General features: G+C 61.0%; 18 protein-coding genes. 6 read left to right on the top strand and 12 right to left on the bottom strand.

What is annotated here, in order from left to right; all coding sequences use genetic code 11:
* The first annotated feature begins 1 nt into the window (after nt 1).
* Nucleotides 2–1,099, top strand: coding sequence for an NAD(P)/FAD-dependent oxidoreductase (locus E0L37_RS17620; RefSeq protein ID WP_133492981.1), 1,098 nt, complete (start codon nt 2–4; stop codon nt 1,097–1,099).
* A gap of 114 nt (nt 1,100–1,213) precedes the next feature.
* Here E0L37_RS17620 and E0L37_RS17615 read toward each other — a convergent pair whose 3' ends face one another.
* From E0L37_RS17615 to E0L37_RS17590, 6 genes are all read right to left on the bottom strand, one after another.
* The gene (locus E0L37_RS17615) at nt 1,214–1,933 is read right to left on the bottom strand and encodes a proteasome-type protease (RefSeq protein ID WP_133492980.1); all 720 of its coding nucleotides are present in this window, start codon (nt 1,931–1,933) and stop codon (nt 1,214–1,216) included.
* A gap of 16 nt (nt 1,934–1,949) precedes the next feature.
* Entirely contained in the window at nt 1,950–2,747 is a 798-nt protein-coding gene (locus tag E0L37_RS17610) for a transglutaminase family protein (RefSeq protein ID WP_133492979.1), read from the bottom strand.
* A complete protein-coding gene (locus E0L37_RS17605) occupies nt 2,744–3,673 on the bottom strand; it encodes an alpha-E domain-containing protein (protein WP_133492978.1) in 930 nt (309 codons plus the stop codon). The genes E0L37_RS17610 and E0L37_RS17605 overlap by 4 nt, the downstream gene beginning before the upstream one ends.
* Entirely contained in the window at nt 3,667–5,082 is a 1,416-nt protein-coding gene (locus E0L37_RS17600; RefSeq protein WP_205655644.1) for a circularly permuted type 2 ATP-grasp protein, read from the bottom strand. Before E0L37_RS17600 ends, E0L37_RS17605 begins: the two co-directional genes overlap by 7 nt.
* A 351-nt stretch (nt 5,083–5,433) precedes the next feature.
* Nucleotides 5,434–6,363, bottom strand: a complete 930-nt coding sequence (locus E0L37_RS17595) for an electron transfer flavoprotein subunit alpha/FixB family protein (RefSeq protein ID WP_133492976.1) — start codon at nt 6,361–6,363, stop codon at nt 5,434–5,436.
* A complete protein-coding gene (locus E0L37_RS17590; RefSeq protein ID WP_133492975.1) occupies nt 6,363–7,112 on the bottom strand; it encodes an electron transfer flavoprotein subunit beta/FixA family protein in 750 nt (249 codons plus the stop codon). The genes E0L37_RS17595 and E0L37_RS17590 overlap by 1 nt, the downstream gene beginning before the upstream one ends.
* A 573-nt stretch (nt 7,113–7,685) precedes the next feature.
* Between E0L37_RS17590 and E0L37_RS17585 the strand changes: the two genes are divergently transcribed.
* The gene (locus tag E0L37_RS17585) at nt 7,686–9,341 is read left to right on the top strand and encodes an electron transfer flavoprotein-ubiquinone oxidoreductase (protein WP_133492974.1); all 1,656 of its coding nucleotides are present in this window, start codon (nt 7,686–7,688) and stop codon (nt 9,339–9,341) included.
* Nucleotides 9,342–9,387: 46 nt separating this feature from the next.
* Here E0L37_RS17585 and E0L37_RS21560 read toward each other — a convergent pair whose 3' ends face one another.
* On the bottom strand, nt 9,388–9,543 hold the full coding sequence (locus E0L37_RS21560) for a hypothetical protein (protein WP_159661456.1): 156 nt from the start codon (nt 9,541–9,543) through the stop codon (nt 9,388–9,390).
* A 124-nt stretch (nt 9,544–9,667) separates the two neighbouring features.
* Here E0L37_RS21560 and E0L37_RS17580 point away from each other — a divergent pair, with 124 nt between their 5' ends.
* Nucleotides 9,668–10,534, top strand: a complete 867-nt coding sequence (locus E0L37_RS17580; RefSeq protein ID WP_133492973.1) for a LysR family transcriptional regulator — start codon at nt 9,668–9,670, stop codon at nt 10,532–10,534.
* 137 nt (nt 10,535–10,671) lie between these two features.
* Here E0L37_RS17580 and E0L37_RS17575 read toward each other — a convergent pair whose 3' ends face one another.
* A complete protein-coding gene (locus E0L37_RS17575) occupies nt 10,672–12,210 on the bottom strand; it encodes a bifunctional GNAT family N-acetyltransferase/carbon-nitrogen hydrolase family protein (protein ID WP_133492972.1) in 1,539 nt (512 codons plus the stop codon).
* Between the two features lie 12 nt (nt 12,211–12,222).
* Nucleotides 12,223–12,594 carry a hypothetical protein gene (locus E0L37_RS17570; protein ID WP_133492971.1) on the bottom strand — a complete coding sequence of 124 codons (372 nt, stop codon included), beginning with the start codon at nt 12,592–12,594 and terminating at the stop codon, nt 12,223–12,225.
* A gap of 21 nt (nt 12,595–12,615) precedes the next feature.
* Here E0L37_RS17570 and cobB point away from each other — a divergent pair, with 21 nt between their 5' ends.
* Together cobB and E0L37_RS17560 are read left to right on the top strand one after the other, a co-directional pair.
* Complete coding sequence (gene cobB / locus E0L37_RS17565; RefSeq protein WP_133492970.1) at nt 12,616–13,326, top strand: Sir2 family NAD+-dependent deacetylase; 711 nt, start codon at nt 12,616–12,618, stop codon at nt 13,324–13,326.
* Between the two features lie 296 nt (nt 13,327–13,622).
* Nucleotides 13,623–14,699 carry a 3-deoxy-7-phosphoheptulonate synthase gene (locus E0L37_RS17560; protein ID WP_133492969.1) on the top strand — a complete coding sequence of 359 codons (1,077 nt, stop codon included), beginning with the start codon at nt 13,623–13,625 and terminating at the stop codon, nt 14,697–14,699.
* Between the two features lie 195 nt (nt 14,700–14,894).
* On the opposite strand, the gene E0L37_RS17555 is transcribed toward E0L37_RS17560, so the two are convergent.
* The gene (locus tag E0L37_RS17555; RefSeq protein WP_159661453.1) at nt 14,895–15,755 is read right to left on the bottom strand and encodes a redoxin domain-containing protein; all 861 of its coding nucleotides are present in this window, start codon (nt 15,753–15,755) and stop codon (nt 14,895–14,897) included.
* A 344-nt stretch (nt 15,756–16,099) separates the two neighbouring features.
* Here E0L37_RS17555 and E0L37_RS17550 point away from each other — a divergent pair, with 344 nt between their 5' ends.
* Nucleotides 16,100–16,936, top strand: coding sequence for an ion transporter (locus tag E0L37_RS17550; RefSeq protein WP_133492967.1), 837 nt, complete (start codon nt 16,100–16,102; stop codon nt 16,934–16,936).
* Here the strand turns inward: E0L37_RS17550 and nirD are convergent, their stop codons facing one another.
* Together nirD and nirB are read right to left on the bottom strand one after the other, a co-directional pair.
* On the bottom strand, nt 16,937–17,278 hold the full coding sequence (nirD, locus tag E0L37_RS17545; RefSeq protein ID WP_133492966.1) for a nitrite reductase small subunit NirD: 342 nt from the start codon (nt 17,276–17,278) through the stop codon (nt 16,937–16,939).
* 3 nt (nt 17,279–17,281) lie between these two features.
* Nucleotides 17,282–19,813: a nitrite reductase large subunit NirB gene (gene nirB, locus E0L37_RS17540; RefSeq protein WP_133492965.1), complete on the bottom strand. Its 2,532-nt coding sequence runs from the start codon at nt 19,811–19,813 to the stop codon at nt 17,282–17,284.
* Nucleotides 19,814–20,157: the final 344 nt, after the last annotated feature.

Below are 20,157 nucleotides of genomic sequence, written 5' to 3'. Positions count from 1 at the left end.
CATGGACACTCTGGGAACCGTGATCATCGGTGGCGGCGTGGTGGGCCTGGCCATTGCCAGGGAACTGGCCCTGGCCGGCCGGGCGCCGGTATTGCTGGAGGCGGAAACGCACTTCGGCGAGCACCTGTCCTCACGCAACAGCGAGGTCATCCATGCCGGCCTTTATTACCCACCAGGATCCCTCAAAGCGATGTCCTGCCTGCGTGGCAATGCCCTGCTCCATGAGTATTGCCGGCGCCGCCGGATAGCCCACCGCCGTTGCGGCAAATGGGTGGTGGCAAAAGGCGAGGAGCAGACCCGGCAACTGCGGGCTTTGCACGACAACGCCATCGCCGCTGGCGCCGGAGGGCTGCATTGGTTGGGGCGCGCCGCACTGGAACGCGAGGAACCCTGGCTGGCGGCGGATCTGGCATTGTCCAGCGAGCGCACCGGCATCGTCGACAGTCATGGCCTGATGATGGCGCTGGCCACCGATGCCGAGGACGCCGGTGCGCTACTGTGTTTGCGTCACAGAGTGACCGCCTCGAGCGGAGACCGGCACGGCTTCGAGTTACAGGTGGCCGGCCCGGAGGGCGACTTTGAGTTACGTTGTGAGCAACTGGTGATCGCCGCCGGACTGGGCAGCGTACCACTGCTGCAACGTCTGCATGGGCTGCCCGCGGCTCTGGCTCCGCGACAGGGGCTGGCTCGCGGCAATTATTTCCGCCTGCGTGGCGCCAGCCCCACCCGACGGCTGATCTACCCGCTGCCGGAACGGCACGGCCTTGGCGTGCATCTGACCGTGGACCTCAGCGGGCAGGCGCGCTTCGGGCCGGACGTGGAATGGATCGACGACGTGGACTACCGCGTCAATCGCCAACGCGAGTCCGCTTTCGAAAACGCGGTGCGCGCCTATTGGCCGGGCCTGCCGCCCGCCTCGCTGCTGCCGGACTACACCGGCATTCGCCCCAAACTGCGCCTGGGGGACGAACCTTATACGGATTTCTGTCTGTTCGACGCGCAGGATCACGGCCTGCCGGGCCTGATCGCCTTGCTGGGCATCGAGTCACCCGGACTTACCGCCGCCCTGGCGTTGGCGGAGCGGATTCGGCGATATTGAAAACTGGCGCTCCGTCCAGGGCGGTTCCTCAATTGCGGACTTGCCTGCTTGCACGCCGACTCGCTGCTAAAGCAGCTTCCCACAGCGGCTTCGTAGCCGGTAAGCGGCCGCCGCTTACCATTCCATGTCCGGCATCGCCTGAAAGGCGCCGCGCAAAGCCTGGGACCAGGCCTCTCCCAACGCCCGGAAGCCTTCGTGATGCTCATCCACATCAAAGTGAAGATGATCATCAAAACTGTCGCGGGGGTACTTGAGGATATCCAGGGGCAAGCCCACGGACAGATTGGAGCGGATCGTGGAATCAAGACTCAGCAAGGCGCATTTGATGCCATCGTCCAGGGAGGTGCGGTATTCCACCACCCGATCAATGATCGGCTTGCCGTACTTGGTCTCGCCAATCTGAAAGTACGGCGTATCCGCGGTGCATTCGATGAAATTGCCTTCCGGGTAGACCAGGAACAGCCGCGGAGGCTCACCGCGAATCTGACCGCCAACGATAAAGCTGCTGCCGAAATCCACTGAACTCTGAGTCTGGCCGGCATCGCGCTGACGCACTTCACGGCTGGTGGCACCGACGATGGTCGCCACGTCGTACAGTGAACCTACACCGTTGAGATTGGGCCGGTCGCTGTCCAGGCGCATGCGCAGCAAGCTGACCACGCTCTGGGTGGTGGCCAGATTGCCGGCGCTGAGCAGCACCACCAGACGCTCCCCGGTCACCTGAAAGGTGTGCAGCTTGCGAAAAGTGGCGATCTGATCGACGCCGGCATTGGTCCGCGAGTCCGCGGCGAACACCAGCCCTTGCTCCAGGCGCATGGCGACGCAGTAAGTCATCGGTTTCTCCGGACGGTCACTGATCCCCGGCGCTGGTCTGCCGCACCCGGGCCGCCGCGCGCAGGGATTCCACGCCACCGCCGTAACGGACGCCGCGCACCGGGCAAGCATCCAGATAATCGAACCCCACCGCCAATTTCAGATGGCGCCTTGGGCGGCGGGTCTGGTTGGTCACGTCGAACGTGTGCCAGCCATCGCCCGACCAGACTTCGGCCCAGGCATGACTGGCGACGTGCTCGGAATCATCGCTGTAAAGATAGCCGCTGACGTAGCGGGCGGGAATCCCCAAGGCCCGACAGCAGGACAAAAACACATGGGTATGATCCTGACACACTCCCTTGCCCAACCGGTACGCTTCGGCGGCGGTGCTGGACACATCGGTGACACCAGGCGTGAATGGCATTTTCGACAAGATAGTGCCACTCAAATGCTCCAGATTGGCCAGAGTGTCGGCGCCGCTCTGGTGGTCCCGGGCCAGTTCATGAAGCAACGAATCAGGGCGGGTAAACGGCGAATAGCGGCAGTAAACCAGGGGGGAAATCCGAGTGTCATCGTCTTCCCTGTCCTCACCGTCGATTTCCACCTCACCCACCGCGGTGAGACGAATGCATTCGTGGGGCCGGTCCAGGGTCAGCACGTGCAGGATATTCCCGAAGCCGTCGGAGGCTTCACTGGCGGGCTCCGGCATATCCAGGTGCCAGCGCAAAACACGCTGACGGGGCGACGGGCGTGGCGTCAGCCGCAGATATTGCGTGCTGTGCAGCACCCGTTCGGAGTAACGATACTCGGTGCTGTGACGAATCGACAGTTTCATACGACCTCCAGGTATTCCTCACGGATGGTGTCCGCCAGCTCGTTGACGCGACGCAGAAAATCGGTCAGATAATCATGCAAACCGATCTCCAGAATATGCTCCAGATCGCCATACTGCAGACGGGCAAACTGCACCGCCGCCAGCCGCTTGGCGGTCTGGCCGGCCTCGCCTTCGATCGCCGGCAGCATTTCGCACAACATCTTCATACAGGAACGCAATGAGCGCGGCACCTCGGCACCGAGGATCAGCAGCTCCGCCACCCGGTCGGCATTGATCGCCTCACTGTAAAGCTCACGGTAGGATTCATAGGCTCCCACCGAAGTAAGCAGCGCGTGCCAACGATAAAAGTCCAGTGTCTCGCCGCCGTCGGCGGCACCGATCTGATATTTCACATCAAGAATGCGAGCGGTGTTGTCCGCCCGCTCGATAAAGGTGCCGATACGCAGAAAACGGAAGGCGTCGTTACGCATGATGGTGCCGTAGGTGGCGCCCCGAAACAGGTGGGAGCGGTTCTTGACCCACTCAAAAAAGGCGCTGACACCGAATTGGTCAAGACCGCCCCGGCGCAGCTCCCTCAGTTCCAACCAGGTACTGTTAATGCTTTCCCACATCTCACCGGTGATCTTGCCGCGCACCGCATGACCATTCTCCCGCGCCAGACGCAGGCAGTTGAAGATACTGCCGGGATTGTCTTCATCCAGCGTGAAGAAGTGCAGCACGTCACGCACCCGCACCTGATCATGACGGCTCATGAACAATTCATTGGTGCCGGTGATCATCAACGGGGCCATCATTTCGTCACGGGGGTTGGTGACGAAGGACATCATCGACAGATTCCAGGCCACGTCGAGCATGCGCGCGGTATTCTCGGCCCGCTCGATGAAACGGGACAGCCAATAGAGATCCGAAGCAGTGCGGCTCAGCATGACGGCGCCTCCACCACCCAGGTGTCCTTGGTACCGCCCCCTTGGGACGAGTTCACCACCAACGAACCAGCGTTCATCGCCACCCGCGTGAGGCCGCCAGGCACCATGCGGGTGTCACGACCATCACTGAGCACGAACGGGCGCAGATCGATATGTCTGGGGGCGATGCCCTGCTCGACGAAGATCGGACAGGTGGACAGCGACAGAGTCGGCTGAGCGATGTAATTGTCGGGTCGCGCCCGCAGACGCTGACGAAAACTCTCAATTTCCTCGCGGCTGGCCGCCGGCCCCACCAGCATGCCGTAACCACCGGCACCATGAACCTCCTTCACCACCAGTTCCGGCAGGTGCTCCAATACGTACTCCAGATCCTCCGGACGGCGGCATAAGCGGGTCGGAACGTTCTCCAGAATCGGCTCCTCACCCAGGTAAAACCGGATCATTTCCGGTACGTAAGGATAGATCGACTTGTCATCACCAACGCCTGAGCCAATGGCGTTGGCCAGCACCACATTGCCCTGCCGGTATACCGACAGCAGACCAGGCACACCCAGCATGGACTCCGGATTGAAGGCCAGCGGATCGAGAAAATCGTCATCGATGCGGCGATAGATCACGTCCACCCGTTGGGGGCCGGCGGTGGTGCGCATGTAGACGAAGGCATCCTTGACGAACAGGTCCGCCCCCTCCACCAATTCGATTCCCATCTGCTGGGCCAGGAAGGCGTGCTCGAAGTAGGCGCTATTGAAACGCCCCGGGGTCAGCAGCACCACCGTGGGATAGGCCACCGCGCTGCTGTGCTGCAGAGTATCCAGCAACAGCGATGGGTAGTGCTCCACCGGCGCCACCGACTGTCCGGCGAACAGCTCCGGAAACAAGCGCATCATCACACGCCGGTTTTCGATCATATAGCTGACCCCGGACGGGGTACGCAAATTGTCTTCCAGGACGTACCAGGTGCCCTTACCGTCACGTATCAGATCCACGCCGCTGACGTGGCTGTACACCTGGTTGGGCAGATCCACATCCTGCATGCAGGGCTGGTAATGGGCGTTGCCGTAGATCTGGTCGGCGGGAATGCGGCCGGCACGGATGATGTCCTGGCCGTGGTAAATATCATCGAGAAACCGGTTCAGCGCCCTCACCCTCTGGGCGGTGCCCTGCTCCAAATGACGCCATTCCTGCTCGGGAATAATGCGGGGAACCACATCGAAGGGAATCAGCCGCTCCGCGCCGCTCTCCTCCCCGTAAACGTTGAAGGTGATACCGACCCGGTGAAACAGCAGCTCGGCTTCCTGGCGCTTGCGCAGCAGCAGCGAGTTGGACTGCCCCAGCAACCAGCCGTGATAACTGGAATAATGGGGGCGGACCGCCCCTTCCCTGGCGAACATCTCATCAAAGCCGGACATCACCGGCGGTGCAATCGACAGCATGGCGCTTTATTCCCTGTGGCCCTTTCCCCAACGACGGGGATGGCAACGAGCTCAGCAAGGGATATGCCAATTCAGGGGCAAGGATTCCGGGGCTTGCGCCCCGGTATGGCGCAGGACGGCGGTCGATGCTGAAGCAAGCCGCCCTAAAAGCACCAAATCAGGGCATGACAGCAGCACCGGAGACGGACTATTCGCGAGTGAACTCGCATCCCACGGCAGCGTCGTTGTCCCGTCTGTGGGAAGCGAGCTCACTCGCGAATGGACTGTTCATAACGCAGAAAGCCCGGCGCGGGGCCGGGCTTTCCAGGACATCGTCGAATGCCGGTTTTAGAGCTTGCTGTCCAGCTCCGGTACCGCTTCGAACAGATCCGCCACCAGACCGTAGTCCGCCACCTGGAAGATGGGGGCTTCTTCGTCTTTGTTGATGGCCACGATCACTTTGGAGTCCTTCATACCCGCCAAGTGCTGGATGGCACCGGAGATACCGACGGCGATGTACAGGTTCGGGGCGACGATCTTACCGGTCTGACCCACCTGCATGTCGTTCGGTACGAAGCCGGCGTCAACGGCGGCGCGGGACGCACCCACGGCGGCGCCGAGTTTGTCGGCCACTTTGTAGAGGATTTCAAAGTTGTCGCCGTTGCCCATGCCACGGCCACCGGAGATCACGATGTCGGCGCTGGTCAGTTCCGGACGGTCGGACTTGGCCAGTTCCTCGCCCACGAAGGAGGAGATACCCGCGTCCTTGACCACGTCAACGTTCTCAACGCTGGCGGAACCGCCTTCCTCGGCAACGCCGTCGAAGGAGGTGCCACGCACGGTGAGCACTTTCTTGGCGTCGGCGCATTTCACGGTGGCGATGGCGTTACCGGCGTAGATCGGACGCTTGAAGGTGTCGCCGTCAACCACGTCGGAAATTTCGGAGATCTGCGGCGCATCCAGCAGCGCGGCCACGCGCGGCGCGAAGTTCTTGCCGGTGGTGGTGGCGGCGGCCAGGATATGGCTGTAATCACCGGCCAGTTCAACCACCAGGTCGGCGATGTTTTCGGCCAGTTGGTGCTCGTAGGCGTCGTTGTCGGCGCACAGCACTTTGCTCACGCCATCCACCTTGGCGGCGGCTTCAGCCACGGCGCCACAACCTTTACCGGCAACCAGGACGGTGATGTCGCCACCGATCTCCTTGGCGGCGGCAACCACGCTCAGGGTAACCTTGTTGAGCGTCGCGTTATCGTGTTCGGCGTAGACTAAAACACTCATCAGATCACCTTCGCTTCGTTTTTCAGTTTATCCACCAGCTCATCAACGGAGCCCACCTTGACACCGGCACTGCGTTCCGGCGGCATTTCCACTTTCTCGGTGGTGACGCGCGGAGCCAGGTCAACGCCCAGATCGGCCGGGGCTTTCACGTCCAGCGGCTTTTTCTTGGCTTTCATGATGTTCGGCAGGGAAGCGTAGCGCGGCTCGTTGAGACGCAGGTCGGTGGTCACCACCGCCGGCAGGCTCAGCTCAACGGTTTGCAGACCGCCGTCGATTTCACGGGTCACTTTCACTTTGCCGTCGGCCACGTTCACTTCGGAAGCGAAGGTGCCTTGCGGCATGCCGGTCAGAGCCGCCAGCATCTGGCCGGTCTGGTTGTTGTCACCGTCGATGGCCTGTTTGCCGAGGATCACCAACTCCGGCTTTTCTTCATCAACGATGGCTTTGAGGGCTTTGGCGATACCCAGAGGCTGAGCTTCCTCGTCGGTTTCCACCAGAATGGAACGGTCCGCGCCCAGCGCCATGGCGGTACGCAGTTGTTCCTGGGCGGCCTTGGGACCGATGGAGACGGCAACGATCTCGGTAACCACGCCTTTTTCCTTCAGCCGTACCGCTTCTTCCACAGCGATTTCACAGAAGGGGTTCATGGCCATTTTCACATTGGCGAGATCAACACCTGAGTTGTCTGCCTTCACGCGAACCTTAACGTTGTAGTCAACGACTCGCTTGATGGGTACAAGAACCTTCATAGGATCCTCGGAATGTTCCACTGATGACTTGTAGAAGGAGGCGAGACGACGCCGTTACCGGGTCCACCCCCGCGAGAGAGCGGCTATCTTGAACTCTGCCCGGAACGAGGTCAATAGGCCGGAAAATCGTAACCAGATGATTTTGTTGCAAATAGGCATCAATTTTCGTCCATTTTTCATGACCTTGCGGTCATCCCGACAAGAATGACAGGATTGCCCGGTCTCCCCCATCCTTGCCCATTTCGACTGATCCGACCATAATCCAAACGCTCGTTTGAATTATCGTGGAAAACCATTCCGAAAGTGGTGGAATATAGCTGATGCTTATATACTCCGCGCACCCCAAGGCCTGCCCCCGCCCGGTTTATACGATGGCGGATGCAGGCGCCCGAACCTCTGAACAGCGCTCTATGTCTTGCCGGCCCATAAGGCCCGCAGCGACTGGCCGGCCATACCAGGGCCCGGAACAATGTGCGCCGAGCCGAGCACCGAATCACGTGGTGTATCGCTCGGGGGTTCCCGACCGGCCCCAGCAGAAGGGCTGTAACGCAACCGATAGTTAGGAGACAGGCTGTGGAACGCGAATCTATGGAAGTCGACGTTGTCATCGTCGGCGCCGGTCCGTCCGGTCTCGCAACCGCCTGCCGTCTGGGTCAGATCGCCCAGGAAAGCGGTCAGGAACTCAGTGTGGTCGTAGTGGAAAAAGGTTCCGAAGTCGGCGCACATATTCTTTCTGGCGCGGTTCTGGAACCTCGCGCCCTGAACGAACTGTTCCCCAATTGGAAGGAACTGGGCGCGCCACTGAATACTCCCGTCACCGATGATGAGATCTTCTACCTCACCGGTGCCGAGAAAGGCTCCAAAGTGCCCAATCTGTTCGTGCCGAAGACCATGCACAACGAGGGCAACTACGTGGTTTCCCTGGGCAATGTCTGCCGCTGGCTGGCCGAGCAGGCCGAAGGCCTGGGCATCGAAATCTTCCCGGGCTTCGCCGCCACCGAAATCCTTTATAACGAAGACGGCTCGGTAAAAGGCATCGCCACCGGCGATTTCGGCATCGACCACAACGGCGAGAAGAAAGACAGCTACATGCCGGGCATGGAGCTGCACGCCAAGTACACCGTTTTCTCCGAAGGCTGCCGCGGCCATCTCGGCAAGCAGTTGATGGAAAAATTCAACCTGCGCGAAGGCACCGATCCCCAGCACTACGGCATCGGCATCAAGGAGCTGTGGGAAATCGATCCGTCCAAGCACCGCCAGGGCCTGGTGGTGCACACCGCCGGTTGGCCGCTGACTGAGTCCGGCTCCCCGGGCGGTGGTTTCCTCTATCACCTGGAGGACAATCAGGTCACCCTGGGTCTGATTACCGACCTGGCCTATTCCAACCCGCACGTTTCTCCGTTCGATGAGATGCAGCGTTGGAAAACCCATCCGGAAATCAAAAAGTTCCTGGAAGGCGGCAAGCGTCTCAGCTATGGCGCCCGCGCCATCGCCAAGGGCGGTCTGCAATCCCTGCCTAAGATGACCTTCCCCGGTGGTCTGCTGGTGGGCTGTGACGCCGGCACCCTGAACTTCGCCAAGATCAAGGGCAGCCACACCGCCATGAAATCCGGCATGATCGCCGCCGAGCTGATGGCCGAAGCGATCAAGAACGGCCAGAGCCATGATGAGCTGGTGGCCTACAAGGATGCGTTCGAGAAAAGCTGGATTCACGAGGAGCTGTATCAGCAGCGCAACTTCGGCCCGGCTCAGCACAAGTTCGGCAACTTTATCGGTTCCGCCTTCGCCTTCGTGGACATCAACCTGTTCAACGGCAAGCTACCGATCACCATGCGCGATACCACGCCGGATCACGACACCCTGAAGCCAGCGGATCAGTGCAAGAAGATCGACTACCCGAAACCGGACGGCAAGATCACCTTCAATAAGCTGGACTCGGTGTTCCTCTCCAACACCAACCATGAAGAGGATCAGCCCTGCCATCTGCAGTTGAAGGATCCAAGCATTCCGATCGAGTACAACCTGCCCAAGTACAACGAACCGGCGCAACGCTATTGCCCGGCCGGTGTGTACGAAGTGGTGGAGGATGAGAACTCGGGCGAGAAGCGCTTCCAGATCAACGCGCAGAACTGTGTGCACTGCAAGACCTGCGACATCAAGGATCCGACCCAGAACATCAACTGGGTGGCTCCGGAAGGCACCGGCGGCCCCAACTACCCGAACATGTAGTCGGCCGCTCCGGTCCCAGGAAAAAGGCGCCTCAGGGCGCCTTTTTTTATCGGCGAGCCATACGCCGGCGGCGCCAGAGCCTTTCCAGACTGGCGATCAGCCGCAGCGGCGGCATGACCGGCATGGCCAGCCGGGGTTCCGGCACTGTTTCCGGGTCTTTCCACCCACCGGGTGGGCGCTCAAGGGGGTCGTGGATACCCATGACGGTTTCCTTCCTGAATGTAAGTTTTTCCCACCCTGCCGCCGCCTCCTTATTCAATCAAACGAATTAATCTATACTTACCTTTCAATTTTTTTGAAATCACCCGACACCGCCGGAGGCCGCCATGGATCTTCCCCTGCTCGATATCGATGTGATCCGGAGTTTCGTCGCCATTGCCGAAAGCGGCGGCTTCAGCCGCGCGGCGGCGACCGTGCATCGCACGCCTTCCGCCCTGAGCATGCAAATTAAACGGCTGGAAGAGATGCTCGATCAGCCCTTGTTCATCCGCGAGGCGCGGCAAGTGAGGCTCACACCCCAGGGCGAGGCGTTGCTCGGTTACGCCCGTCGCCTGCTGAAACTCAATGAAGAAACCGTCGGCCACTTTCTCCAACCGGCGCTGAGCGGCCGGGTGCGGCTGGGTTCACCGGACGATGTCGGCACCCGCATTCTGCCCCGGGTGCTGGCGCGTTTCGCCCGCACACACCCGGCGGTGCAGGTGGATGTGCTGGCCGGGCGCAGTGTGGATCTGGTGCAACGGCTCAATGACGGTGATCTGGACATGACACTGGTGACCGTGGGGAACGATGGCCTGGAGCCGACGCTGGGGGAAGTGGTGCACAGCGAGCCACTGGTATGGGCCGGTCGCGATGGAGGCCTGGCGGTACAACGACGTCCTCTGCCACTGTCCTTGGCCAATCAGGGCTGCGCCTGGCGCCGGGTCGCATTGGCGGCGCTGGATCACGCCGGTATTGATTACCGGATCGCCTACAGCAGTGAACATTGCGCCGGCCAGGAGGCCGCCATGCTGGCGGATCTGGCCGTGGCGCCGTTTCCACAAAGCCTGGTGAAGCCGCCGTTGCGGCGGCTGGACGAGGATGGGGCCCTGCCGGAGCTGGGCCATTACCAGATCGCACTGGTCCGCGGCGCCGCCGGCCCCGCCCATGACGCCCTGGCGGGAGAGGTGAAAGCGGCGTTCCGGGATTATCGTTAAAGGGCATGCACGCTTACACGCAACACGCTGGCACGCCAAACCCGTGGCCCGTTGGCACGGCTTTACAGCCATGGATTCGGACAATATTCACCGGTTTGCCTGCGAATCAGCGTGCAGGCGTGTTGCGTGCCAGCGGGCTAGTCCAGCGCTCTGAGTCCTTTCCAGGTCAGATCGTACAGATCCCCCCTCCGGTCGCGCAGGTTGGTCACCGAGCCTTCACTGTGCAGCAGCTTGAGCTTTTCCAGATCCACGTCGGCGAACAGCAGCATTTCCGTGTTCGGCACGGACTCACTGATGATGCCGTCGTGGGGAAAGTAGAAATCGCTGGGGGAAAACACCGCGGACTGGGCGTACTGAATGTCCACGTTGTCCACCCGCGGCAGGTTGCCGATGCTGCCGGAAATGGCCACGTAGCATTCGTTCTCGATGGCCCGCGCCTGGGCGCAATGACGCACCCGCAGATAACCGTTCTTGGTGTCGGTCCAGAACGGCACGAACAGAATCTCCATGCCCTGCTCCGCCAGCAGCCGCCCCAGCTCCGGGAACTCCACGTCATAGCAGATCAGAATGCCGATACGGCCGGCGTCGGTGTCGAAGATGCGCAGTTCATTGCCGCCCTGGATCGCCCAGTCCTTGCGTTCGTGGGGGGTAATGTGGATCTTGCGCTGCTCTTCCACGGAGCCGTCCCGGCGCATCAGATAGGCTACGTTGTACATGCGGCCATTCTCTTCCACCGGCATCGAGCCACCGATGATATTGATGTTGTAGCTAACCGCCATGTCCGCCATGGCATCGCGGACCTCATCGGTAAAGCTGGCCAGATAGCGCACCGCCTCCACCGAGTTGAGTTCCGGTTTCAGCCCCATCAACGGCGCGCTGAAAAATTCCGGCAGGACGGCGAAATCGGCTCGATAGTCGGACAGTGAGTCGACGAAGAACTCCACCTGCCCCAACAGATCCTCCACCGACCGGGCGGCACGCATACGGCGCTGCACCACGCCGATGCGCACGGTGGCGCGGCGTGGCCACTCACCGTCTTCCTCCGGCTGATAAAGAATGTTGTCCCACTCCAGCAGAGTGGCGTAGCCACGGGAGCTTTCATCCTCGGGCAAGTATTTGGTCAACAGCCGTTTGACATCAAAGCCGTTGGACAGCTGAAAAGTCAGAATCGGGTCGTAGATAGACCGGCTTTCCACCTGGGCGATGTACTCGGTTACCGACATCTTGTCGGCGTGATTCTTGTAGCCAGGCAAGCGCCCTCCGGCGAGAATCGCTCTCAGATTCTCGTCGCGGCACAGTTCCTTGCGTGCTTCGTAGAGACGACGGCCGAGCCGATAGCCACGGTATTCCGGATCGACAAACACGTCCAGGCCGTACAGCGCGTCACCTTTGCGGCTGTGGGAGCGGATCTTGTCGTCGGTAATCAGATCCTCATAGCGGTGCGGATTGGAGAAACGATCGTAGTCCACCTTGATGGTCAGTGCCGCCGCCACCAGCTCGTCGTTGTCGTCGATCACCAGTTGCCCTTCCGGGAAGATGCGGATCAGAGCCTTGATGGTGTCTTCCGGCCAGGCACCACCGATATCGTGATAAACCTGGTCCATCAGCCGGGCCAGCGCCGGGTAGTCTTCCGCGGTCAACTGCCGCAGCCGCAAACGGGTGCTTTCTTCCGCCATGACGATCTCCGCTCAATTGAGAGGGGGAAAAGGAATCAGCCAGCAACGATGCTGGTCACGCAGGGCATTCTGGCCGTCAGGGTACAGCGCCACGCCGTCCGGACGAATGAACAACACCGCGCCGGAATGAAGGGCCACATAACCGGAAACCTGCTCCGCCACATAGCCCTCCCCTTCACGGTAAGTTGGCCGCAGCTCATCGGGAATGGTCTCATAACCGATCAGCCCGTTGGCAAGTGGGTCGTCCACGGAGGCGCGATCACGGTACAGACCGACGGCGTCCGCCCCCACCAACAGCACCATGCCCTGGTGAAAATGCAGCAGATTGACCCGGCCGCGCTGCGGCAGGGACAGTATCTCCTGCTGTGCAATAATGGTGTCCATAATTCTCCATGGGTCAGGATCATGCAGGAAAAGATTGTAATACTTACCGGTGCCGGAATCTCAGCGGAGTCCGGTATCCGCACCTTCCGCGACAACGGGGGCCTGTGGGAGGAGCACCGTATCGAGGAGGTGGCGACACCGGAAGCGTTCCAACGCGACCCGATGAAAGTGCACCAGTTCTACAATCAGCGGCGCTGGCAGTTGCAGGGAGCGGCCATTGCCCCCAACCCCGCGCACCAGGCCCTGGCCCGGCTGGAAGCCGCTCTGCCCGATCAGGTGTTGCTGATCACCCAGAACGTGGACAACCTGCACGAACGGGCCGGCAGCCGCAACCTGATCCATATGCACGGGGAACTGTGCAAGGGCCGCTGCCGCACCACCGATGCCCTGGTCACCTTGGACCACGAACTGAGCACCGAGCTGGCCTGCCCGCTGTGCGGGGTACCCGGCTGTCTGCGCCCCCACGTGGTGTGGTTCGGTGAGATGCCCCTGGAGATGGACCGGATCTACGCGGCGCTGGCCGGCTGTGAGCGGTTCATCAGCATCGGCACCAGCGGCAACGTCTACCCCGCCGCCGGTTTCGTCGCCGAGGCCCGCGCCAGCGGCGCCCATACCGTGGAGCTGAACCTGGAACCCTCGGAGCAACGCAACGCCTTCCACGAACACCACCACGGCCCCGCCACCCAGTTGGTGCCGGAATATGTGGAAGGGTTGATCGAGGAATACGGGTAAGTAAGGCGAGTTGACAGTGGACAGCCAAAAGAAATGCGGAAGTACAAAAGCCATTTGCGTATCAACAAAGTCGATTCATGCCTTTTCTGTGGGAAGCTTGCTTGCAAGCGAATGCCGCCGAGCGCCTGAACGAACCCCATTCGCTTGCAAGCAAGCTTCCCACAGCGGCTAAAGATCACCTGTTTTTGTCTTTCGCTGTCCACTGTCAACTATCAACTGTCAACTATTATCAACCGCCCCGTATTCCGCTAGACTGCGGGTCCGCAGAGACTGAAAACACAGGCCAATCCAGCATCATGAGCCAGATAAAACAGGTAGACGATCTCAATATCGAGTCCCAGCAGGTGTTGATCACGCCGCGGGCGCTCAAGGAAAAGTTGCCCCTGACCGACGCTGCCCGGGAAGCGGTGGTCGGCGGCCGGCAGGTGATTCGTGACATTCTCGACCGCAAGGACCCGCGCCTGTTCGTGGTGATTGGCCCCTGCTCCATCCATGACCCGAAGGCGGCGCTGGAATACGCCGGCCGGCTCAAGGCCCTGGCCGAGGAAGTCAACGATGCGCTCTATCTGGTACTGCGTGTCTACTTCGAGAAGCCCCGCACCACCGTGGGCTGGAAGGGTCTGATCAACGACCCGCACATGAACGACTCCTTCAAGGTGGAGGAAGGGCTGCATATCGCCCGTCGTCTGCTGCTGGACGTGGCCGAACTGGGCCTGCCGGCGGCCACCGAGGCACTGGACCCGACCACGCCACAATATCTGCAGGACTTGATCGCCTGGTCCGCCATCGGTGCCCGTACCACCGAGTCCCAGACTCACCGGGAAATGTCCTCCGGTCTGTCCAGCCCGGTGGGGTTCAAGAACGGCACCGACGGCAGCCTGGATGTGGCGGTGAACGCCATGCTCAGCGTTGTCCATCCGCACCGTTTCCTCGGTATCGATCCGGACGGCCGGGTGGCGCTGACCACGACCCGGGGCAATCCTTACGCTCACGTGGTGCTGCGCGGCGGCGGCGGCAAGCCGAACTATGATTCCGTCTCCGTGGCCCTGGCCGAGAGCGCGCTGCAGAAAGCCGGCGCCTCCACCAACATCATGGTGGACTGCTCCCACGCCAACTCCAACAAGGATCCGAGCCTGCAGCCGCTGGTGATGGAAAACATCGGCAATCAGATTCTCGAGGGCAACACCTCCATCGTCGGCCTGATGGTCGAGTCCCATCTCAACGAAGGCAATCAGAAAATTCCCGAGAATCTGGACGATCTGCAATACGGTGTCTCGGTCACCGACGGTTGCATCGGCTGGCAAACCACCGAGGACGCGATCCGCGCCCTGGCCAGCAAGGTCCGCGACGTATTGCCTCGGCGCGGTCGCTGAGTCCGGCGGGGAAACAGAGAAAACGCGGTCCTTTTCCGGGATCGCCGCACTCCAATTCGCTGGCAAGCCAGCTTCCCACAGGGGCTCCGGAGCTGCTGTGGGAAGCTGGCTTGCCAGCGAATACTTTGGGCATGGCGCGGTTCGCATGCAGCGGCCCGCCGCCCGGACAAAGCGCTCACGGCCGCTTCGTGGTTTCTACCGTGACGCTGGCACCGCGCTGTCCAACACTCTGAGAAAGGTCACCGGCTCGGATCGGTAACGGGAATTTCCGGCCTTGTCCACGTAGCGGATATCACCCAGGCTATCGATGATGATCACCGTGGGGTCCACGGTATCGGATTGATGCCCCAGCAATTCCAGCCCCAGGGGCGTGCCGCCGGGATCCAGCAAGCGCAGTTCCCGGGCAGCGGCCAGTTGCGGATCGATCCAACGTTCAAGCGGCACCCCGAGCCGATCCGCCATGCGACAGGAGCGGGCGTCGCTGTCGGCACTGATCAGCACGATACGAGCGCCGCGGCGCCCCAGCGCACCACGGTGCCTGGCCAGAAGACGCAGCAACTCCACGCTTTTGGGGCACCAGTCACTGCGATGAAATAGCAGAACCGCCGGAGCGCCTCGCAATGAACAAGAAGAAACCGCGTTGCCGCGCAAGTCCTGAAACGTCAGAACCGGTAACCGCTGACCGGGACGAGGCCCGTCGTTACGCTCGCGGTAGGGCGGGAAGTACCACAACAGGCAGGCGGCCAGTCCGGCCAGGCCGATTGCGGTATATGTCCAGGCCAGTGGCTGGGGATCATCCAGCGACAATGTGGCAAGCAGGGTCCAGGCACTGCCAAGCCAGGCGCACAGCAGCACCACCGGCAGTTGCGTGCCGCAACCGGAACGGCCACGCCGCACCAGCCATACCGCCAGAGACAGGGTTGGCGCGTTGACCAGCAAAGGGCCAAGCCAGATCCAGTGACGCTGGGAGACCGCCATCCAGAAAGCGTGGCAACAGATCACCGCGGCCACCAGCGGATGCACGGCGATCAGGAAAGCCCGGATCCGTTTCATCATGTGCTGCTTGCCATCCCCGTTCACACCCCCATCCATGGGCATTATCACGGTCCGCGACACAGTGTCCTTGCGTCGCCCTCGCCGCGCCAATGCCATACCCCTCATTGTCGCCCCCTGACTGTTATTGACTTTCATTATGCGGATCGCGGGGCCAGGCCGCCGCTATCGGAGGTGATTGCGTATCTCGCTTAAACGTTTTTCCCAACGTTTCGGAATACGTTACAAGGGATAAGTTAGGTGGTCATGGAAGGTTTAACAAGAGAGAATATCAACCGATTAATAAGGGTGACCGTCCTTATAACGCCATTCCGGCCAACCCGCACAACCATGGAGCAACCGGCAGCATGTCGCCTCGCTATTCCTCACAGCGTGAACGCTGGCGCCATATCATCTTCGGTACCGACACCCCGGCCGGACGCTATTTCGATCTGCTGCTGATCGTCGCCATCATCACCAGTGTGCTGGCCGTGATGCTGGACAGCGTGCAATCCATCCACCAGCATTTTGGCCCCTGGTTATACGGTGTGGAGTGGTTCTTTACTATTCTGTTCACCCTGGAATATCTGGTTCGCCTCTGGGTCAGCGATCGTCCAGTGCGATACGCTCGCAGTTTTTTTGGTGTGGTGGACCTGCTCTCCGTGGTCCCCACCTATATCAGTCTGCTGGTGCCGGGCGCCAATTACCTGCTTACCATCCGCGCTCTGCGGGTGCTGAGAATCTTCCGGATCATGAAGTTGGCGGCGCTAATGAGCGAGGCCAATCAATTGGGCAACGCACTGATTCGCACCCGCCGCAAGATCGGTATTTTCATGTTCTCGGTGCTGGTGGTGATCATCATCTTCGGCAGCCTGATCTATGTGGTCGAAGGACCAAACAATGGCTTCACCAGTATTCCGCGCAGTATTTACTGGGCCATCGTCACCGTGACCACGGTGGGCTACGGTGATATCTCACCGCAAACCCCCATCGGTCAGGCGGTGGCGTCCCTGGCGATGATCACGGGCTACGCGATCATCGCCGTGCCCACCGGCATCGTCACCGCCGAGATTTCCGCCGCGCACATCGCTCGCCGTTATGAACGGGAATGCCCCAACTGCCACCGCCATGACCACGATCCGGACGCCCGCTTCTGCAAGCAATGCGGTACCGGTTTGCCGAAGCCCGGTGGCGGCGAGCCCTGATCAGCCGACAGCGACTTCCACCAGCTCGCCGCGCAACCGGACCGGGTACACGGCCAGGGATACCGTCTCGTCCTCCAGGCACTTCCCGGTTTCCAGACAGAAGTGCTGTTTGTACAGCGGAGAGGCCACCACCCGGGTATCCCCCAGCGAACCCAGCAGACCGCGGCTGATCACATTGGCGCGACTGAACGGGTCCATGTTATCCAGCGCATGGAACTGGCCCTCACGGGTGCGGAACAGCGCCGCCTGCCCTTGGGGCAGACGCACGCCCACCCCGGTACCGGGCAGGATTTCGTCCACTTTGCAGATCGTTTTCCATTCCAGAGTCACGGAACTGTTCATGCCTTAACCCTCCTGTTGCACCAGTTCGATACGTTCATGTTCATAGGCCGGACGACGCTGCCCACGTTCGCGGACGTAGTGCAGGTTGTCGTCGGCGATATCGTCGTTGACGAAATGTTTGAAACGTTTCACCGCCTCGGGATCTTCCACCGTGGTTTTCCACTCGCACTGATAGGTCTCGATCACCCGCTGCATCTGCGACTCCAGTTCATCGCCGATACCCAGCGAGTCATCCAGGATCACCTGCTTGAGGTAGTCCAGCCCGCCGTCCAGATTTTCCAGCCACACGCTGGTGCGCTGCAGCCGGTCGGCGGTGCGAATGTAGAACATCAGGAAGCGGTCGATGGTCCTGATCAACTGTTCATCGGACAGATCCGAGGCGATCAGATCCGCGTGGCGAGGACGCATGCCGCCGTTACCACAAACATAAAGGTTCCAGCCCTTGTCGGTGGCGATCACGCCCACGTCCTTGCTTTGCGCCTCGGCGCATTCCCGCGTGCAGCCGCTCACCGCCATCTTGATCTTGTGTGGGCTGCGCAGTCCCTTGTAGCGCTCCTCCACCTGGATGGCGGTACCCACCGAATCCTTGACGCCATACCGGCACCAGGTAGAGCCAACACAGGATTTCACCGTGCGTAGCGATTTGCCGTAGGCGTGGCCGGTCTCGAACCCGGCGTCCACCAGGATCTTCCAGATTTCCGGCAACTGCTCGACACGAGCGCCAAACAGATCCACCCGCTGGCCGCCAGTGATCTTGGTGTACAGATCATATTGCTTGGCCACCTCCCCCAGCACGATGAGCTTGTCCGGCGTGATTTCGCCGCCGGGTACGCGGGGCACGATGGAGTAGGTGCCATCACGTTGCATGTTGCCGAGAAAATAATCGTTGGTGTCCTGCAGACCGGCGTGGGGTTTGCTCAGTACATAGTCGTTCCAGCAGGACGCCAGCACCGACGCGGCCAGAGGTTTACAGATATCACAGCCATCGCCGCTGCCGTGTTTATCCAGCAGTTCGTCGAACGTTTTGATTTCCCCTACCCGCACCAGGTGATAGATCTCCTGGCGGGAGTACGGAAAGTGTTCGCACACGTGGTTGTTCACCGCCACGCCGCGCTTGGTCAGCTCGCTGTCGAGCACCTGTTTGACCAGAGCCGTGCAGCCGCCGCAAGTAGCGGAGGCCTTGGTACAGGCCTTGAGGTCACCAACGGTGGTGGCACCTTCATCAATGGCCGCACACAGGGCCCCCTTGGAAACATTGTTACACGAGCAGATCTGAGCACTGTCCGGCAAGGCGTCAGCGCCGAGCATGGGAGCATCGCCGGCGGCCGGTGCGATAAGAGCGGCGGCCTCTCCCGGCAAATCGATCTGATTCAAGCACAGTTGCAGCAGGCTGCCATAGTCATTGGCATCCCCCACCAGCACCGCGCCCAACAGCTTCTTGCCGCACTCGCTGACCACCACTTTCTTGTACACGCCGGTGCTCTGGTCAAAGAACACCGCGCTGCGGGCACCCGGCGTCTGGCCATGGGCGTCCCCCACCGAGGCCACATCCACGCCCATCAGCTTCAGCTTGGTGCTCATATCGGCGCCCTGGAAACTCGGCTCGGAATCCGCGCACAACCGCGCCGCGGCGGTTTCCGCCATTTGATAGCCCGGCGCCACCAGACCGAAGATCCGCCCTTGCCATAACGCCACCTCGCCAATGGCGAAAATATCCGGGTCGGAGGTGAGACAGTAATCATCGATCACCACCCCGCCGCGCTCACCGAGCTCCAGCCCGCAGGCGCGGGCCAGGCTGTCCTCGGGACGAATACCGGCGGAAAACACGATGATGTCGGTTTCCAGGTGACGCTCTTCACCGAAATCCATGCGATGGCGGTGTTGTTCGCCGTCGACGATGGCACGGGTGCCGGTGCTGGTGTGGACCGTCACGCCCAGGGTCTCGATTTTGTCCTTCAACAAACCGCCGCCGAGATCGTCCACCTGCACCGCCATCAGACGCGGCGCGAACTCCACCACATGGGTTTCCAGCCCCAGGTCGTGCAGGGCCTTGGCCGCTTCCAGGCCAAGCAGCCCGCCACCCACCACGGTGCCAACACGGGCCTGATCCGAGGCGGCGATAATCTCGTCCAGATCATCCAGAGTACGGTAAACAAAGCAGTTCGGACGGTCGTTGCCATCGATGGGCGGCACGAACGGATAGGAACCGGTGGCCAGCACCAGTTTATCGTAATCGAGCCGTTCCCCCGCCTCGGTGATCACCACCCTGGCGTCCCGATCGATCTCGCGCACCCGGGTGGACAGCTTCAGGGTCAGCCCCGGTTGTGCCATGAACCCCTCCGGCACCAACGACAGGGCGTCGGCATCGCGCTCGGTAAAATACCGGGTCAAGCCAACCCGGTCATAGGCCGGCCGGCTCTCCGCGCACAGGATCGTCACGTCGTAGTGATCAAGACCACCACGGTCCGCCAGCGCCTCCAGAAAGCGCTGCCCCACCATACCGTGGCCTACCAGCAACACCTTTTGTTTCGTCATGGGAATGTCCCCTTTCACCGTTTCCGCTTGCCAACTGTTGAACAGGGTGAAAGCAAAGCCCATGCCACATGCATAACCATTTGATTTAAATGGACTTAATGCCATGGAGAACGATCAAGGGACGGGAGGTTCGCTTTAGTGGCGGGCAAGAGCGCCCCAATTCGAGGCAGATTATGGTGCGCCATCTTGGGACAAAAACGGGGCACGGGTCTGTAACGGAAGAGGCTATCAAGCCGCTATATTCGCCAGCAAGCTGCTCTCCCACAGATCTGCCAGGAAGCCGCCGTGGGAAGCTTGCTGGCAAGCGAATGGGGCAACGCCAGAGGCCGGAATTCGCCAGCAAG

Origin of the sequence: Alcanivorax sp. 24 (assembly GCF_004360225.1) — a bacterium.
Lineage (GTDB): Bacteria > Pseudomonadota > Gammaproteobacteria > Pseudomonadales > Alcanivoracaceae > Alloalcanivorax > Alloalcanivorax xiamenensis.
Note: the sequence above shows the minus strand (reverse complement) of the source record. Positions and strands in the feature narration are given on the sequence as shown.

What these genes read in the sequence shown, in the direction of transcription:
- E0L37_RS17620 (WP_133492981.1), top strand. Translation starts at nt 2, where the DNA reads ATGGACACTCTGGGAACCGTGATCATCGGTGGCGGCGTGGTGGGCCTG.
- E0L37_RS17615 (WP_133492980.1), bottom strand. Translation starts at nt 1,933, where the DNA reads ATGACTTACTGCGTCGCCATGCGCCTGGAGCAAGGGCTGGTGTTCGCC.
- E0L37_RS17610 (WP_133492979.1), bottom strand. Translation starts at nt 2,747, where the DNA reads ATGAAACTGTCGATTCGTCACAGCACCGAGTATCGTTACTCCGAACGG.
- E0L37_RS17605 (WP_133492978.1), bottom strand. Translation starts at nt 3,673, where the DNA reads ATGCTGAGCCGCACTGCTTCGGATCTCTATTGGCTGTCCCGTTTCATC.
- E0L37_RS17600 (WP_205655644.1), bottom strand. Translation starts at nt 5,082, where the DNA reads ATGTCCGGCTTTGATGAGATGTTCGCCAGGGAAGGGGCGGTCCGCCCC.
- E0L37_RS17595 (WP_133492976.1), bottom strand. Translation starts at nt 6,363, where the DNA reads ATGAGTGTTTTAGTCTACGCCGAACACGATAACGCGACGCTCAACAAG.
- E0L37_RS17590 (WP_133492975.1), bottom strand. Translation starts at nt 7,112, where the DNA reads ATGAAGGTTCTTGTACCCATCAAGCGAGTCGTTGACTACAACGTTAAG.
- E0L37_RS21560 (WP_159661456.1), bottom strand. Translation starts at nt 9,543, where the DNA reads ATGGGTATCCACGACCCCCTTGAGCGCCCACCCGGTGGGTGGAAAGAC.
- E0L37_RS17580 (WP_133492973.1), top strand. Translation starts at nt 9,668, where the DNA reads ATGGATCTTCCCCTGCTCGATATCGATGTGATCCGGAGTTTCGTCGCC.
- E0L37_RS17575 (WP_133492972.1), bottom strand. Translation starts at nt 12,210, where the DNA reads ATGGCGGAAGAAAGCACCCGTTTGCGGCTGCGGCAGTTGACCGCGGAA.
- E0L37_RS17570 (WP_133492971.1), bottom strand. Translation starts at nt 12,594, where the DNA reads ATGGACACCATTATTGCACAGCAGGAGATACTGTCCCTGCCGCAGCGC.
- cobB (WP_133492970.1), top strand. Translation starts at nt 12,616, where the DNA reads ATGCAGGAAAAGATTGTAATACTTACCGGTGCCGGAATCTCAGCGGAG.
- E0L37_RS17560 (WP_133492969.1), top strand. Translation starts at nt 13,623, where the DNA reads ATGAGCCAGATAAAACAGGTAGACGATCTCAATATCGAGTCCCAGCAG.
- E0L37_RS17555 (WP_159661453.1), bottom strand. Translation starts at nt 15,755, where the DNA reads ATGATGAAACGGATCCGGGCTTTCCTGATCGCCGTGCATCCGCTGGTG.
- E0L37_RS17550 (WP_133492967.1), top strand. Translation starts at nt 16,100, where the DNA reads ATGTCGCCTCGCTATTCCTCACAGCGTGAACGCTGGCGCCATATCATC.
- nirD (WP_133492966.1), bottom strand. Translation starts at nt 17,278, where the DNA reads ATGAACAGTTCCGTGACTCTGGAATGGAAAACGATCTGCAAAGTGGAC.
- nirB (WP_133492965.1), bottom strand. Translation starts at nt 19,813, where the DNA reads ATGACGAAACAAAAGGTGTTGCTGGTAGGCCACGGTATGGTGGGGCAG.